The sequence below is a fragment of the Micromonospora antibiotica genome (genome assembly GCF_017599305.1).
GTDB lineage: Bacteria > Actinomycetota > Actinomycetes > Mycobacteriales > Micromonosporaceae > Micromonospora > Micromonospora antibiotica.
Window position 1 is genome coordinate 411,205 of record NZ_JAGFWR010000002.1, and the last position, 14,302, is coordinate 425,506.

Annotated in this window: 13 protein-coding genes; 8 read left to right on the forward strand and 5 right to left on the reverse strand. The window is 72.2% G+C overall.

Annotated elements, in window-relative coordinates:
- The first annotated feature begins 178 nt into the window (after positions 1 to 178).
- Complete coding sequence (locus JQN83_RS06745) at positions 179 to 946, forward strand: ABC transporter ATP-binding protein (RefSeq protein ID WP_091239666.1); 768 nt, start codon at positions 179 to 181, stop codon at positions 944 to 946.
- Entirely contained in the window at positions 946 to 3,498 is a 2,553-nt protein-coding gene (locus JQN83_RS06750; RefSeq protein ID WP_208566164.1) for an ABC transporter permease, read from the forward strand. The genes JQN83_RS06745 and JQN83_RS06750 overlap by 1 nt, the downstream gene beginning before the upstream one ends.
- Positions 3,499 to 3,614: 116 nt before the next feature.
- Here the strand turns inward: JQN83_RS06750 and JQN83_RS06755 are convergent, their stop codons facing one another.
- The 3 genes from JQN83_RS06755 to JQN83_RS06765 all read right to left on the reverse strand — a co-directional run bounded on the left by JQN83_RS06755 (position 3,615) and on the right by JQN83_RS06765 (position 5,473).
- Positions 3,615 to 4,262 carry an HAD family hydrolase gene (locus JQN83_RS06755; protein ID WP_208566165.1) on the reverse strand — a complete coding sequence of 216 codons (648 nt, stop codon included), beginning with the start codon at positions 4,260 to 4,262 and terminating at the stop codon, positions 3,615 to 3,617.
- A gap of 119 nt (positions 4,263 to 4,381) precedes the next feature.
- On the reverse strand, positions 4,382 to 5,149 hold the full coding sequence (locus JQN83_RS06760; RefSeq protein ID WP_307799064.1) for a neutral zinc metallopeptidase: 768 nt from the start codon (positions 5,147 to 5,149) through the stop codon (positions 4,382 to 4,384).
- Positions 5,150 to 5,266: 117 nt separating this feature from the next.
- Positions 5,267 to 5,473 carry a hypothetical protein gene (locus JQN83_RS06765; RefSeq protein ID WP_208566167.1) on the reverse strand — a complete coding sequence of 69 codons (207 nt, stop codon included), beginning with the start codon at positions 5,471 to 5,473 and terminating at the stop codon, positions 5,267 to 5,269.
- A 142-nt stretch (positions 5,474 to 5,615) separates the two neighbouring features.
- Between JQN83_RS06765 and JQN83_RS06770 the strand changes: the two genes are divergently transcribed.
- The 5 genes from JQN83_RS06770 (at position 5,616) to JQN83_RS06790 (ending at position 10,494) form a co-directional block, all read left to right on the forward strand.
- Positions 5,616 to 6,017: a YciI family protein gene (locus tag JQN83_RS06770; RefSeq protein WP_208566168.1), complete on the forward strand. Its 402-nt coding sequence runs from the start codon at positions 5,616 to 5,618 to the stop codon at positions 6,015 to 6,017.
- 9 nt (positions 6,018 to 6,026) lie between these two features.
- Positions 6,027 to 7,280 carry an RNA polymerase sigma factor gene (locus JQN83_RS06775; RefSeq protein WP_208566169.1) on the forward strand — a complete coding sequence of 418 codons (1,254 nt, stop codon included), beginning with the start codon at positions 6,027 to 6,029 and terminating at the stop codon, positions 7,278 to 7,280.
- A 77-nt stretch (positions 7,281 to 7,357) separates the two neighbouring features.
- A complete protein-coding gene (locus JQN83_RS06780) occupies positions 7,358 to 8,494 on the forward strand; it encodes a M20 family metallopeptidase (protein ID WP_208566170.1) in 1,137 nt (378 codons plus the stop codon).
- Between the two features lie 74 nt (positions 8,495 to 8,568).
- On the forward strand, positions 8,569 to 9,717 hold the full coding sequence (locus JQN83_RS06785; RefSeq protein ID WP_208566171.1) for a carboxylate-amine ligase: 1,149 nt from the start codon (positions 8,569 to 8,571) through the stop codon (positions 9,715 to 9,717).
- A 114-nt stretch (positions 9,718 to 9,831) separates the two neighbouring features.
- The gene (locus JQN83_RS06790) at positions 9,832 to 10,494 is read left to right on the forward strand and encodes a nitroreductase family protein (protein WP_208566172.1); all 663 of its coding nucleotides are present in this window, start codon (positions 9,832 to 9,834) and stop codon (positions 10,492 to 10,494) included.
- Here the strand turns inward: JQN83_RS06790 and JQN83_RS06795 are convergent.
- Complete coding sequence (locus JQN83_RS06795) at positions 10,478 to 12,022, reverse strand: NAD(P)-binding domain-containing protein (RefSeq protein WP_208566173.1); 1,545 nt, start codon at positions 12,020 to 12,022, stop codon at positions 10,478 to 10,480. The two genes, JQN83_RS06790 and JQN83_RS06795, sit on opposite strands and share 17 nt — an antisense overlap.
- 130 nt (positions 12,023 to 12,152) lie before the next feature.
- Positions 12,153 to 13,025: an endonuclease/exonuclease/phosphatase family protein gene (locus JQN83_RS06800; RefSeq protein ID WP_208566174.1), complete on the reverse strand. Its 873-nt coding sequence runs from the start codon at positions 13,023 to 13,025 to the stop codon at positions 12,153 to 12,155.
- Positions 13,026 to 13,245: 220 nt separating this feature from the next.
- On the opposite strand from JQN83_RS06800, the gene JQN83_RS06805 reads away from it, so the two are divergent.
- Positions 13,246 to 14,268: a glycoside hydrolase family 43 protein gene (locus tag JQN83_RS06805; RefSeq protein WP_208566175.1), complete on the forward strand. Its 1,023-nt coding sequence runs from the start codon at positions 13,246 to 13,248 to the stop codon at positions 14,266 to 14,268.
- The last annotated feature ends 34 nt before the right edge of the window (positions 14,269 to 14,302 follow it).

The following is a 14,302-nucleotide window of genomic DNA, read 5'->3' on the forward strand; positions in this document are numbered from 1 at the left end:
GTCGTCGCCTCAGGGGCAACCCTGAGTCGGGCTCCGGGCCGACCCGCAGCGGGAAATCCGCCTCGGGTCACCCCGTGGTCGGACGGATCTCCACCGACCGGCACCGAGGATGGGATCGACCCCACCGACCAGCGGGGGCGGTGGGGGCACACACAGCCAGACGGAAGAGGTAGATGACGTGACCGCGACGGTAGGCCGGCATTCGCAGGCCGCGGCCCGGGCGAACGACGTGTGGAAGGTGTACGGCACCGGCGAGGCGCAGGTCGCCGCGCTCCGCGGGGTCAGCGCCGAGTTCGAGCGGGGCAGGTTCACCGCGATCATGGGCCCGTCGGGCTCCGGCAAGTCGACGTTGATGCACTGCCTGGCCGGGTTGGACTCGGTGAGCAAGGGCACCGTGCAGATCGGCGACACGACGGTGACCGGGCTGGGTGACTCTGGCCTGACGAAGCTGCGCCGGGACAAGGTGGGCTTCATCTTCCAGCAGTTCAACCTGCTGCCCACGCTCACCGCCCAGGAGAACATCCTGCTGCCGATGTCGATCGCCGGCCGCAAGCCCGACCCGGCCTGGTACGACACGGTCATCGACACCGTCGGCCTGCGGGACCGGCTGGGGCACCGGCCGTCGCAGCTCTCCGGGGGTCAGCAGCAGCGGGTCGCCTGCGCCCGGGCGCTGGTCGCCCGCCCCGAGGTGATCTTCGCCGACGAGCCCACCGGCAACCTGGACTCCCGCTCCGGCGCGGAGGTGCTCAACTTCCTGCGCAACTCGGTACGTGAGCACGGGCAGACCATCGTGATGGTCACCCACGACCCGACCGCCGCCGCGTACGCCGACCGGGTGGTCTTCCTGGCCGACGGGCAGATCGTCTCGGAGCTGATCGAGCCGACCGCCGACACGGTCCTGGACACCATGAAGAAGCTGGACACCCCGGTCGAGGTGGCCGGCTGATGTTGCGGGCCACCCTCAAGAGTCTGCTGGCGCGCAAGGTGCGCCTGCTGTTGTCCGGCCTGGCCGTGGTGCTGGGCGTCATGTTCGTCTCGGGGGCGTTCGTGCTCACCGACACCCTGGGGCGGTCGTTCGACGCGGTCTTCGCCGACGCGTACGAGGGCATCGACGTCAACGTCGCCGGCAAGCCCAAGGTGGCGCTCAGCGAGATGCAGGGTGAGCAGGTGCCGACCACGGTGCCGGCGGCGACGGTGCAGCGCATCGGCGCGGTCGCCGGGGTCGCCGAGGCCACCGGCGTGGTCGCCACCGACGGGGCCCAGCTGATCGGCAGCAACGGCAAGGTGGTCACCTCGTTCGGGCCGCCGCAGCTCGGGTCGAACTGGCAGGGCGAGAGCGACCTGGTGAAGCTGCGCGAGGGGCACGAGCCCCGGGCGGACGACGAGATCGTCGTCAACGCGGCGCTGGCGCAGGCGGGCAAGGTGAAGGTCGGCGACCGGGTCGGGGTGCTGACCCCGCTGTCGCCGAAGCAGACCTTCACCCTGGTGGGGATCTTCGGGTACAGCGGTGACCGGGATTCGATCGGCGGGGTCAACGAGGTCGCCTTCACCACACCGGTGGCGCAGCGGTTGCTGTTGGGTGAGTGGGACGTCTTCACCAACGTCACGGTCCGGGCGGCCGACGGGGTCAGCGACTCGGCGTTGCGCGACGACGTGGCCCGGACGCTCGGCGACGGCTTCGAGGTCAAGACCGGCGCGCAGTTGTCGGCGGACGCCTCGGCGAGCCTGAAGGAGGGGCTGTCCTTCTTCAACAAGATCCTGCTCGGTTTCGCGGCCGTCGCGCTGCTGGTGGGCACGTTCCTCATCCTGAACACCTTCTCGATCATCGTGGCGCAGCGGACCCGGGAGCTGGCGTTGATGCGGGCGATCGGGGCCAGCGGCCGGCAGATCATCGGTTCGGTGGTGCTGGAGGCGGTGGCGATCGGCCTGATCGCCTCGGTGCTGGGGCTGGGCGCCGGCATCGGCATCGGCGCGCTGCTGGCGTACGTCTTCGGCAACCTGGCCGGAGGGCTGACGCTGGCCGGCATCGGGGTGCCGGCCTCGGCGGTGATCGGCTCCTTCGCGGTGGGTCTGGTGATCACGGTGGTGGCGGCGCTGCTGCCGGCGCTGCGGGCGTCGCGCATCCCGCCGATCGCGGCGATGCAGGACGTGGCCAACCCGGACCGGCCGCTGACCCGGATCACCGTGACCGGTGGGGTGATCACCGGGATCGGCGCGGTGCTGCTGTTCCTCGGGCTCAGCGGCAACGCCGGGGACAACACGCTGGCGGTCATCCTGGGTGGGGTGCTGTTCGCCTTCATCGGGGTGGCGCTGCTGACTCCGTTGATCAGCCGCCCGGTGGTCTCCCTGCTGGGGGCGATCTTCGCCTGGTCGGTGCCGGGCAAGCTGGGTCGACTCAACTCCGGCCGCAACCCGCGCCGGACGGCGATCACGGCGGCGGCGCTGATGGTCGGCATCGCCCTGGTGACCGGGGTGACGGTGATCCTGGACTCGGCGAAGGGCAGCATCGGCGCGTTGGCCCAGGACACCATCAAGGCCGAGCTGGTGATCTCGGGGTCGACGACCGGTCCACGGCCGGCGAGCTTCGACCCGGCGGTGCTGACGAAGGTGGCGGCGCTGCCCGGTGTGCAGATGGCCGACGGCGAGTACGGCGACATGGGCATGGTCGACGGGAAGGTCACCTGGCTGGCCGCGTCCAGCGACGTGACGGCGTTGCAGCGGATCTTCGGGGCCAAGACGACCGCCGGTGACATCAGCCGGCTCGGCCCGGACCAGATGCTGTTCAGCTCCGACGCCGCCAGGTCCCGCAACATCTCGGTCGGTTCGACGGTGACGGTGCAGGCCTCCCGGGGTGAGCCGCGCACCTACACGGTCAGCGGCATCTACGAGAGTTCCGAGCTGACCAGCCCGGTGCAGTTGCCGCCGCAGGCGGTGAAGGACTTCGCCGTCCCGAAGCCCAACCAGGGGTTCATCCAGCTGGCCCCGGGCACCCGGGTGGCGGACGTGCAGCCGCAGGTGGAGGCGCTACTCGTGGACAGCCCCGAGGTGTCGGTGGCCGACCGGGACGCGTTCATCGAGCAGCAGACCGGCTCGCTGGACAGCCTGCTCACGATGATCCAGATCCTGTTGGCGCTGGCAATCGTGATCGCGGTGCTCGGCATCGTGAACACCCTGGCCCTGTCGGTGCTGGAGCGGACCCGCGAGTTGGGTCTGCTGCGGGCGATCGGGCTGCGCCGGGCGCAGACCATGCGGATGATCACCGTGGAGGCGGTGGTGATCTCGGTCTTCGGGGCGCTGCTCGGGATCGTGGTCGGCGTCGGTCTCGGTGCCGCGGTGGTCCGGGCGCTCAAGGACGACGGCATCACCGACCTGATCCTGCCGTGGGGTCAGATGGGGCTGTTCCTGCTGCTGGCGGCGATTATCGGCGTGGTGGCGGCGGTGCTGCCGGCGGTGCGGGCGGCCCGGATCAACGTGCTGGGCGCGATCGCGCACGACTGATCCCGTCCGCCGCGAAGGGGTTCCGCCGGTCGGCGGGACCCCTTCGTCGTGACCGGCCCGCGCCACCGGCCCCGCCGGTCACGGCCGGGCCGGCCGACCCCGTGGGTGACGGCGGCTCAGCCGGGTGGCTCGCCGAGCAGCGCCGCCAGCAGCTCCAGATCAGCGGCGGTGAGGCTCTCCACCTGGTGTACGCCGTCGGTCGGCGGCACCGGCACCTCCGCCGGTACGGCCAGCACCGCCGCGCCGGCGGCGAGCGCGCTGGCCACCCCGGTCGGCGAGTCCTCGATCGCCACGCACCGGCCGATCGGCACGTCGAGCAGCCGGGCAGCGGTCAGGTACGGCTCGGGGTGCGGCTTGGCCGAGTCGACCTCGTCGCCGCAGACCACGGCGTCGAAGCTGTCCCGGCCGAGGGTGTCCAGGGCGACCTCGACCAGGGGCCGGCCGCTGGAGGTGACCAGGGCGGTGGGGATGCCGGCGGCGCGGACCGCCCGCAGCAGGGTCAACGCGCCCGGCCGCCAACGCAGCCCGGTGCGGAACAGTTCCAGGATCCGCGCGTTGATCCACTCGGCGCTGGCCCGGGGGTCCCGCTCGGGTTGACCGAGGTCGTCGTGGAGGATGCGCATCGACGCGGCCATCGCGGTGCCGATCATCGCCCGACGGGCCGGGCCGGTCAGCGTGCCGCCGTAGACGGCGGCCAACTCGTGCAGGGCGACGTCCCAGAGCTTTTCGCTGTCGACCAGGGTGCCGTCCATGTCGAAGAGCACGGCGGCGGGGTGTGGGCTGCTCAGCGGAATCCTCCTGGCGGTCGCGGGTGGTCTCCGGGCGATCCTGCCAGCCCGGCCCGGGACGCGTGCCGCCGTACCACCCGGACGTGACGTGGTCCTCAGCCGAGGTTGCAGGCGTCCAGGGACCGTTCGTAGCCGCGGAAGAACCAGTCGGTGCGCTGTTCGGCGGTGCCGTGCGACCCCTCGGCGAACCACGGCTGGTCGGGGTCGTCGCCGACGGCGAGCAGCCCCTCACGGAACTCGTCCAGGTCGCCGGCGTCGAGCTTGAGGGTGCCGTCGCGTACCGAGTCGCCGAGGTACGCCCCGGCCATGCAGTCGGCCTGCAGCTCCTGTTGGATGGTGAAGTTGGCGCGGATGCCGAGCCGGATCTGGATGCCGTGGGCGTACTCGTGGCCCAGCAGGTAGAACACGAACGCGTCGCCGACCTGCCGGAACGCCGCCACCGACCAGTTGACGTCGTAGGCGATGAAGTCGCCCTGGGAGCAGTAGACCGCGTTGTTGCGGGGCAGCGCCTGGCCGCCGCAGGAGATCTCACCCTCCCGCTGGTAGGGCAGGATCCGGCGGATCGGCCGGAACTGCTGCCCGGAGGTCCGGAACTGGGCGGCCCAGTAGCGTTCGGCGATGGCGACGGCGTCGTCGATGTCGCTCTTGAACTCGGCCACGCTGGTGGTGCCGTCGGCGCGGGTGGTCTCCGCCTCGGGAGAGGCCGGTGCCGCCGGGCGCGACGACTGTCGTGGGGCCGGTTCCCGGGGTGCCTGCGGGGCGTTCTCCCCCACCCCGCCGGCAGCACAGCCGACCGCCACCACCAGCGCCGTCAACGCGGCGACCAGTGGTCCGTGCGAGCGGCGTCGCGAGCCTGCCGTCACCGTGTGCCTCCCAAGGCGTCCCGGTCCTACGGCCGGTGGTACCCCGACCGTGGAACGATCATGCCCGGCCGACGTCCCGTTGACCATGGGGGGCCCGGACCGACCCGGCCGGGACGGTCAGTGGTGCTCCTGGCCCCGGTGGATCGTGTCGGCCTGGGTGAAGTGTCGCTCCGCCTCGTACCGGTGCTGTCTGGCCTGGGCGTCCAGCCTGGCGGCCCGGTCCTCGGCCCCGGCGGTGCGGGCCCGGTCGCGCCATGCGACCCAGCCGACCGAGCCGACCGTCACCAGCGCCGCCGCCCCGAGCGCGACCCACATCGTCGTCATAGCACCACGATAGGTAACCCGTCGCCATCCGGGCGTCCCCCGCCCGGTGGGCGGTTAGCCTCGGGACCGGTGTCCGGATCGGCCCCGCGGCACCGACGTCTCCGGTGTCCGGCCGGGCCACGGCCGGCCGAGAGGAGAGAACATGAAATACATGATCATGTTGTACGGCTCGCAGCGCGACTACGACGCGATGGCCGGCCGGCCCGGCGCGCAGCCGCCGATGACGCCGGAGCAGGTCGCCGCGATGCACGCCCACATGGCGGCGGTGCACCAGGAGCTGGCCGAATCCGGTGAGCTGGTCGACGGGCAGGGGTTGACCGCGCCGGTGCACGCCCGCCGGGTGCGGCTGCGGCAGGGCACGCCCGTGGTCACCGACGGGCCGTACCCGGAGACGCAGGAGGTGCTGGCCGGGTTCACCGTCGTCGACTGTGTCAGCTTCGACCGGGCGACCGAGATCGCCGCCCGGTTCGTCGACCCGGACGCCGAGGGCGGGTACGTCGACGTGCGGCCGGTCGCCGACGGCATCGACGACCTGGACGGCTGACCCGTTCCCGTGGGCCCGTCCACCGTCGAGGACCTGCTGCGCGTGCTCGCGCCGCAGGTCCTCGGCGCGGTCGTCCGCCGGTACGGCCACTTCGACACCGCCGAGGACGCCGTCCAGGAGGCGCTGCTGGCCGCCGCGACCCGCTGGCCGGTCGAGGGGCTGCCGGAGCACCCCCGGGGTTGGCTGATCACGGTGGCCGCCCGGCGGCTGACCGACCTGCTGCGCGCCGGGCAGGCCCGGCGTCGGCGGGAGGACGACGAGGGCCGGGCGCAGCGGTGGATCGCCCCGGCGGCCGACCACCGGGAGCCGTTCGACGACAGCCTGGTCCTGTTGTTCCTGTGCTGTCATCCGGCGCTGCCGCCGGCCGCCCAGATCGCCTTGACCCTGCGCGCCGTCGGTGGGTTGAGCACCGCCGAGGTGGCGCGGGCGTTCCTGGTGCCCGAGGCCACCATGACCCGGCGGATCACCCGCGCCAAGCAGCGCATCCGCGACAGCGGGCTGCCGTTCGCGCTGCCCGACGCCGACGAGCGCCCGGCCCGGCTCGACGCCGTCCGGCAGGTGCTCTACCTGGTCTTCAACGAGGGGTACGCGAGCACCGCCGGCCCGCACCTGCGCCGGGTGGACCTGTCGACCGAGGCGATCCGGCTGGCCCGGCTGCTGCACCGGCTGCTCCCGGACGACCCGGAGGTGACCGGGCTGCTGGCGTTGATGCTCCTCACCGACGCCCGGGGCCCGGCCCGGGTCGGCCCGGACGGTGAGCTGGTGCCGATGGCGCAGCAGGATCGCCGCCGCTGGCGGGGCGACCAGATCGCCGAGGGGGTGGCCCTGGTCAGCGCGGTGCTGCCGCGTGGGGATGTCGGGCCGTACCAGCTCCAGGCGGCGATCGCGGCGGTGCACGACGAGGCACCGGGTGCCGACGAGACCGACTGGGCGCAGATCGTGGCCCTCTACGAGGTGCTGATGCGGATCTCGGACAACCCGGTGGTGGCGCTCAACCATGCGGTGGCGGTGGCGATGGCCCGGGGTCCCGTCGACGGGCTGCGCCTGCTCGACGCGCTGGCCGCCGATCCCCGCATCGGCGACGACCCCCGCCGGCACGCCGCCCGCGCCCACCTGCTGGAACGCTGCGGCAGCCTCGCCGAGGCCCGGGCGGCGTACGCGCACGCGGCCCGGCTGTCGACGAACCTCCCCCGCCAGCGCTACCTGTACGGCCGGCTGGCGCGGCTGACCGACGCCGGGGACGGTGAGCACGGCAACGGATGACCGTGCGGGGGCGACGCTGCGATGGTGGATGGGTCGCCTGGCCAGGCCCGTCACCGTCTTCGAAGCTGGAGGGCTCGATGGACCATCCGCGCGATCTGCTCGACGCTGCGACGAAACTCCGCCCCGAGATGGTGGACCGGCTGCGCGTCCTGGTGTCCGCCGAGTCGCCCCCCGATGACCTGCCCTGCCTGGAGTCCTGTGCCGACCTGCTCGCGGGCTGGGGCGAGGAGGTGCTCGGCCGGCCCGCCGAACGGGTCGTCGTGGACGGGCTGCCGCACCTGCTGTGGCCGGCCGCCCGGCAACGGGTGCTGCTGCTCGGCCACTTCGACACGGTCTTCCCCGCCGGCACCGTCCGGACCCGGCCCTTCACCGTACGCGGGGACGTCGCCACCGGTCCCGGGGTGTGCGACATGAAGGCCGGCATCGTGCAGATGTTCACCGCACTGGGCCTGCTGGCCGACACTTCCCGGGTGGGGGTGCTGCTCACCTGCGACGAGGAGAGCGGCTCCGGCACGTCCCGGCCGTTGATCGAACGCGAGGCGCGGCGCTCGGACGCGGTGCTGGTCTGCGAGGCGGCCACCCCGCAGGGGGAGGTGAAGGTGGCTCGCAAGGGGGGCTCGGTGTACCGGGTGACCGTGCGGGGCCGGGCCGCCCATGCCGGGGTGGAGCCCCAGCGGGGGGTGAACGCCACCGTCGAGGTCGCCCACCAGATTCTCACGCTGCGCGCCCTCGGCGCGGGGCACAGCGCCGGCACGTCGGTCACCCCGACGCTGTTGGCGGCCGGCACCACCACCAACACGGTGCCGGAGCTGGCCAGCCTGGCGGTCGACGTACGGGCGTGGACCAGTGCCGAACTCGAACGCGTCGACCGGGCCATCCACGGGTTGGTGCCGTTCCTGCCCGAGGCGACGGTGGCGGTGGAGGGCCGCATCGGCCGCCATCCGATGCCCCCGGAGCTGGCCCGGCCGCTGCTGGCCGTCGCCCAGTCGGTCGCCGGTCGACTGGGCCTGTCGGCCCTGGGCGGGGCGCACGCGGCGGGCGCGTCGGACGGCAACTTCACCGCCGCGTTGGGGGTGCCGACGCTGGACGGGCTGGGTGCGGTGGGTGGTGGGGCACACGCCCGCGACGAGTACGTCCACCTCGACCGGATGCCGGAGCGGACCGCCCTGCTGGCCGGACTGGTCGACCGGTTGTCCACGGTGGAGGCGCGTTGATGACGATGTGGCCGAACGGGCCGTAGGCTGCTCCCTGTCGGCGAGCGACCGACGGCGAGGGGTCGGACGCGCGCATGACTACGGCACAGTGGTCGGGGTCGACCATTCCCCTGCTCGGCGTCGAGGAGGAGTTCCTCGTCGTCGACGCCGAGCGGGGCGAGGTCAGGCCGGAGGCCGCCACGGTGGTCGACCTGGCCCGCCCGGCGCTCGGCGGTCGGGTGGGTGGCGAGATCACCGAGCTGCAGATCGAGACCCGCACCGATCCCTGCCACGCGGTGGCGGACATCGGGGCGCAACTCGTCGAGGCCCGGGCGGCGTTGCAGGCGGCGGCGGGCCGGGCCGGGCTGCGGGTGATCGCCACCGGCTCCCCGGTGCTCGGCCGGGCCGTGCCGCCGCCGATCACCCAGGGGCCACGCCAGGACCGGGGCAACGCCACCTACCGGGGGTTGCACGACGACCTGGCGATCTGCGCGGTGCACGTACACGTGGAGCAGCCGGACCGGGACCGGGCGGTGCTGGTCGGCAACCACCTGCGCCCGCACCTGCCGGTGTTGCTGGCGTTGACCGCCAACTCGCCCTACTGGCGTGAGCGCGACACCGGCTATGCGAGCTGGCGCAGCCTGACCTGGCAGCGCTGGCCGGTGGCCGGCCCGCCGCCGTATGTGACCTCCGCGCAGCAGTACGACGCCCACATCGACCTGCTGCTCGACGCGGGCGCGTTGGTCGACTCCGGGACGATCTTCTGGGACATGCGGCTGTCGGCACGCCACCCCACCCTGGAGGTCCGGGTGGCCGACATGCCGATCACCGCCGCCGAGTCCGCCGGGTTCGCCGCCCTGGTCCGGGCCCTGGCGATGGTCGCCGGAGCGGCAGTCGACCGGGGCGACGAGGGCCCCCGCACCGACCCGGACCTGATGCGGCTGGCGTACTGGCGGGCCGCCCGGGACGGGATGGGTGGCCACGGCGTCGAGGTGGGCACCGGGCGGCTGCTGCCCGCCGGGGTGCTCGCCGCGCAGCTGGTCGAGCTGGCCCGGCCGGCGTTGACGGAAACCGGTGACGGTCCCCGGGTCGGGCGGTGGCTGGCCGGGCTGGCCGCCGACGGTGACGGGGCGACCCGGCAGCGGGCGGCGGCGGCCGGGGGGCGACTCACCGACGTGGTCGCCGCCCTGGTCGCCGCGACCGCTCCGGACGTGCCCGATCGGCAAGACAGCACGGTGGCGTAACGACGAACCGGCCCGCCTCGGAAATGCTGGGAGCAGCCGCCCCACGGGCGTGGCGTCCACTGTGGAACTTGCTGCGTGGTGCCCGGCGGGTCGGTTATCGCAGGGAGGCGACAGATGGCCGACACGGTCCTGCTACCCACCGTCCCGATCCGACACGAACGCCGGCCGGCGGCGGACATGCTCCGCGCGGCGGAGGCGTTCGCCGACCGGATGGCCGGCCGCCGTTCGGTACGCGACTTCGCGCCCGACCCGATACCCGAGGGGGTGATCGAGGCGGCGGTCCGGGCCGCGTCGACCGCCCCCAGCGGGGCCAACGTGCAGCCGTGGCGGTTCGTCGTGCTGACCGACCCGGCCCGCAAGCGCCGGCTACGTGCGGCGGCCGAGGCCGAGGAACGCGACTTCTACCAGCGCCGCGCGCCACAGGAGTGGCTGGGGGCGATCGCCCAGCTCGGCACCGACTGGGAGAAGCCGTTCCTGGAGACCGCACCCGCCGTCATCGTCGTGTTCGAGGTGCACCAGGGGCCGCACAGCCCCAAGCCGTACTACGTCAAGGAGTCCGTCGGCATCGCGGTCGGCCTGCTGATCTCCGCGTTGCACCACGCGGGCCTGGTCACCCTGACCCACACGCCCAGCCCGATGCGGTTCCTCAACGAGGTGTGCGAGCGCCCGCCGGAGGAACGCCCCAACCTGGTGCTGCCGGTCGGGTACCCGGCCCCGGACGCCCGGGTCCCCGACCTGGCCCGCAAGCCGCTCGACGAGATCATGATCCGCCAGTGAGGTCCCCGGTCAGGAACTCGACGAGCGGGTCGACGTGCCGGTCCGGCCGCCGCCACTCGGCCAGCAGATCCTCCAACAGGTGCTGCTCGGCCACCAGCTCCCCGTGGCGGTACCGCCGAATCACCGGGTGGATGAAGGCGCTCTCCCGGGCCCGGTCCGGCGTGGGGTGCCGGTCGATGGCGAAGACGTCGCCGTAGTCGTCGCGACCCCAGCGCAGGGCGAGGGTGTAGAGGTGCGACGCGGCGGCGAACCGCTGCACGGCGTAGTCCTCCGGCAGGTCCTCGTAGTGCCGGAAGTCGCCGGTGGCGTCGTCGCGGACGAACACGTCGCAGAGGTACTCGAACTGGGTCCACAGCGCCGAACTCCAGTTGACCCGGTCGAGCATCACCTTGGTCAGCGACGCCGGCTCCCCCGGCGTGGTGGCCACCGGCACCGGCACGTCGTCGTAGCGCTCGCGCAGCAGCCGGGTGAAGGTCCGCAGGTTGTACCGGAACCCGTCGATGAACGGCGACGAGGCGTGCTTCACGTCCCGCGCCTGCGCGATGGTGCCGGCGAAGTACAGGTCGTCGACGTTGCTCGACTGCCAGTCAGGACGCAGGCCGGGCATCCGACCGTCCCGCACCATGTCCGGGGCACAGGAGGCGTCGAACAGGGAGGTGTCCATCCGGAACCCGGTGCAGCGCAGCACCTCGTGGTAATCCAGCTCGGCGGTCTCCCCCTGGGCGTGGGTGTAGGTGATGGCGACCTGGAACCTTCCGTCGACCGGCCGGATCTCGTCGATGGTGCAGTCGAGCACCGAGTGCAGCGTCTTGAACTGGTAGCTGTCGAGGATCGCGCCGTACTGGCCCCGGACGTCACCGGGGTGCTTGGTGTTCCAGGCCAGCCGCAGCGGCTGCCGGCTGGCCAGGTGCACCATCGACGCCTTGCCCAGGATCGCCGAGGCGGTCTCGAACGCGGAGTTGCCCTTACCGATGATCAGGACCCGCTTGCCGGCGTACCGGTCGGGGTCGACGTCCATCTCCTCGTAGCCGGTGGCGTACTCGATGCCCTTGATGTCCGGCACGAACGGCCGCCCCCAGCCGGTCGCCACGATCAGGCAGCGCGCCCGCACGACCCCCCGGTCGGTGCGCACGACGAACCCCTCGTCGTCGCGGCTGATCTGCTCGACCGTGGTGCCGTAGCGGACCCGGAGCTGGTGGACCCGTTGGAACTCGGCGAGATAGCTCACCAGGTCGTCCGCCGCCGGCAGGTACTCCTGGCTGAACTTCGGGAACAGCAGCTCCGGGTCGTCGTTGAGCAACGAGTTCCAGTCCCACCGCAACCGGATCTCGGGGTCGGTGCTGTCGGTGTGCACCTTGTTGAGCGAGATCAGCCGACGGTGGCGCGGGAACCGCCGGAAGAAGCCACCGGGCTCGGCGCCGCGCTCGAGCGTCAGGTAGTCGGCACCCTGCTGCTGAAGGTAGTAGCTCAGCTGCAGGCCGGCGGGCCCGGCTCCGACGATGACGTACGTGTGCGTGGTGTCGACCATCAGGTGAACCCTTCGACGCGGGGACGGTTCCCCCGACGATGGAGTGGACCACGAGATGTGTCAATGGTCGACGGTCGGAATCGACGGCGGTGCGCCGGTGGGCACCCGGCGGGGGTCGCCGGGCCGGAGGCTACGACGAGATGGTGAACGCCGCCACCACGCCATTGTGGTCGGAGTTGGTGCCGCTGACGATGTTGTAGTCGGTCATCCACATCTCGCGGTGTTCCTCGACGCGCTTCCAGAAGTAGATGTAGTCGATGTGCCGGTTGCCGTGCGTCCCGTTCCCCTTCTCGCCGTACAGGTTGTAGCAGGACCGCAGGTTCGGCAGCTCGTTGGCCTCGAACACTTTCCAGGGGAACTTCTGGTACCCGTACGCCCGGTCGGCGCTGAAGTCGACGTTCAGGTCACCGCTGACGATGACCTGGCCGGAGTCCTTCTTGGCGGCCGCCAGGTTCTTCAGGGCCTGGAACTGCTGCTCGGCGCAGGCGGTCCGGGGCAGGTCCTCGGGCCGGCCGTTGTTCTCGATGCTCGCGTTGGCGTGCGCGTTGAGGTGGTAGACGCTGCGCCCGGTCGCCTTGTGCCGGTAGCGGACCCAGTTGTTGTAGCGGGCCGGCGGCACCTCGCCGGGCCCGTTGGTGTCGCACACGAAGTTCGACCCCTTGTCGAGCACGTCGAACACGCTCTTTTTGGCCAGCAGCGCCTCGTTGGCCGCCTGCGTCGGCTCGGGCGCGTACAGCCACCAGCCGTTGTCCGCCGCCCAGTTCTGCAGGTACGCCTTGCGGTTGCCGACCTCGTTGAGCCCGACCAGGTCCGCCTTCGCGGTGATCAGTTCCAGGTCGTGGACGAAGTCGGCCTGGTTCAGCTCGTTGAGGATGTTCAGGGTCGCCGCCTGGAAGGTGGAGTTCGCGGCGGCGGGGGTCGCCGGCACCAGGCTCACCAGCAGCACCGCCGCGCCGACGAGGGCACCCGCCCCGCGCGCCGACCAGAGTTTTCCGCGTGACATGGTGGTCCTCTCCTGAGTCCCGACAACCGGCGCAACGCGATCCGGCGATGAAGAATACTGTCTTGCTTTCTTCCGGCACGGTAGCTTAGTTTCACCACCCGGACAACGGAACAACATTGTCCGGAATGAATTGCCGATCTTGCCGACGGAGTGGCGCAGGGGCCCGCCCGACACCGGCCCGGACGCCGTCCTCCACCCGCCTGTCGCACCGGGAGACCCCATGCATCCACGAACGACCTGGCGACCGTCGCTGATCGCCGTCGTGGTCACGCTCGTCGCCGGCACCGCCGCCGCGCCCGCCGCAGCGGCCACCCCGCAACCGGTGTACGCCCCCTCGGGCGGGATCGCCGACCCCGGCGTGGTGCGGCACAACGACACCTTCGTCGTGTTCGCCACCGGCACCCGGGCCCCGGCCTACCGGGGCGAGACCGCGTCCGGGCCGTGGAGCGCCCTCGGCACGACCCTCGGATCGGTCCCGGACTGGGCCGAGAACGGCGCGGTATGGGCCCCCGACGCGGTCCGTACCGCCACCGGCTGGGTGCTCTACTACTCGGCGCCCGCCAAGGGCAAGAACGGACAGCGGTGCATCGGGGCCGCGACCTCCGACACCGTCGACGGGACGTACACGCCGGTGGGTGTCGCGCCGCTGATCTGCCCGGGTGGCGCGCACGGAGCGGACGACGCGGTGGCGGGACGGCCGGTCGCCGCCGCCGGCGTGATCGACCCGTCCCCGTTCGAGGACGCCGACGGCAAGCGGTTCGTGCTCTACAAGACGCAGCAGACCCCGTCGTCGATCCGGATGCTGCGGCTCGACGACACGGGCACCCGCTGGGTCGGCAACGCCAGTGGTGAGCTGGTCCGCAACGCCGGCATCATCGAGAACCCGGTGCTGCGGCAGCGGGGCTCCACGTACGTGCTGTTCGCCTCCCGGTACGGCTACGACAACTGCAGCTACGCCACCGTCTATCTCACCTCCACCGACCGGTGGGACTTCCACGGCAGGACCGAGCATTCGTTGCTCACCACGTCCGGCACCGGGATCTGCGGCCCGGGAGGCGCGGATCTCGTCCCGGCCCTGGTCGACGACGAGCAGCGGCTCTTCCTGCACGGTTGGGTCTGCGCCGGCACCACCCCGTGCCGGCAACAGGCCGACGGCTCGCTGCCCGCCAACGCCCGCCGCGCGCTGTACGCGGCGATCTTCCGCTGGGACGGCGCCACCCCGCGCGTCGGGGCGTTCCTCTGAGCCGTCCGACGGCCGCAGCGGTCGCCCTGTCGAT

What these genes read in the sequence shown, in the direction of transcription:
- JQN83_RS06785 (WP_208566171.1), top strand. Translation starts at nt 8,569, where the DNA reads ATGACTACGGCACAGTGGTCGGGGTCGACCATTCCCCTGCTCGGCGTC.
- JQN83_RS06780 (WP_208566170.1), top strand. Translation starts at nt 7,358, where the DNA reads ATGGACCATCCGCGCGATCTGCTCGACGCTGCGACGAAACTCCGCCCC.
- JQN83_RS06750 (WP_208566164.1), top strand. Translation starts at nt 946, where the DNA reads ATGTTGCGGGCCACCCTCAAGAGTCTGCTGGCGCGCAAGGTGCGCCTG.
- JQN83_RS06795 (WP_208566173.1), bottom strand. Translation starts at nt 12,022, where the DNA reads ATGGTCGACACCACGCACACGTACGTCATCGTCGGAGCCGGGCCCGCC.
- JQN83_RS06770 (WP_208566168.1), top strand. Translation starts at nt 5,616, where the DNA reads ATGAAATACATGATCATGTTGTACGGCTCGCAGCGCGACTACGACGCG.
- JQN83_RS06790 (WP_208566172.1), top strand. Translation starts at nt 9,832, where the DNA reads ATGGCCGACACGGTCCTGCTACCCACCGTCCCGATCCGACACGAACGC.
- JQN83_RS06765 (WP_208566167.1), bottom strand. Translation starts at nt 5,473, where the DNA reads ATGACGACGATGTGGGTCGCGCTCGGGGCGGCGGCGCTGGTGACGGTC.
- JQN83_RS06800 (WP_208566174.1), bottom strand. Translation starts at nt 13,025, where the DNA reads ATGTCACGCGGAAAACTCTGGTCGGCGCGCGGGGCGGGTGCCCTCGTC.
- JQN83_RS06805 (WP_208566175.1), top strand. Translation starts at nt 13,246, where the DNA reads ATGCATCCACGAACGACCTGGCGACCGTCGCTGATCGCCGTCGTGGTC.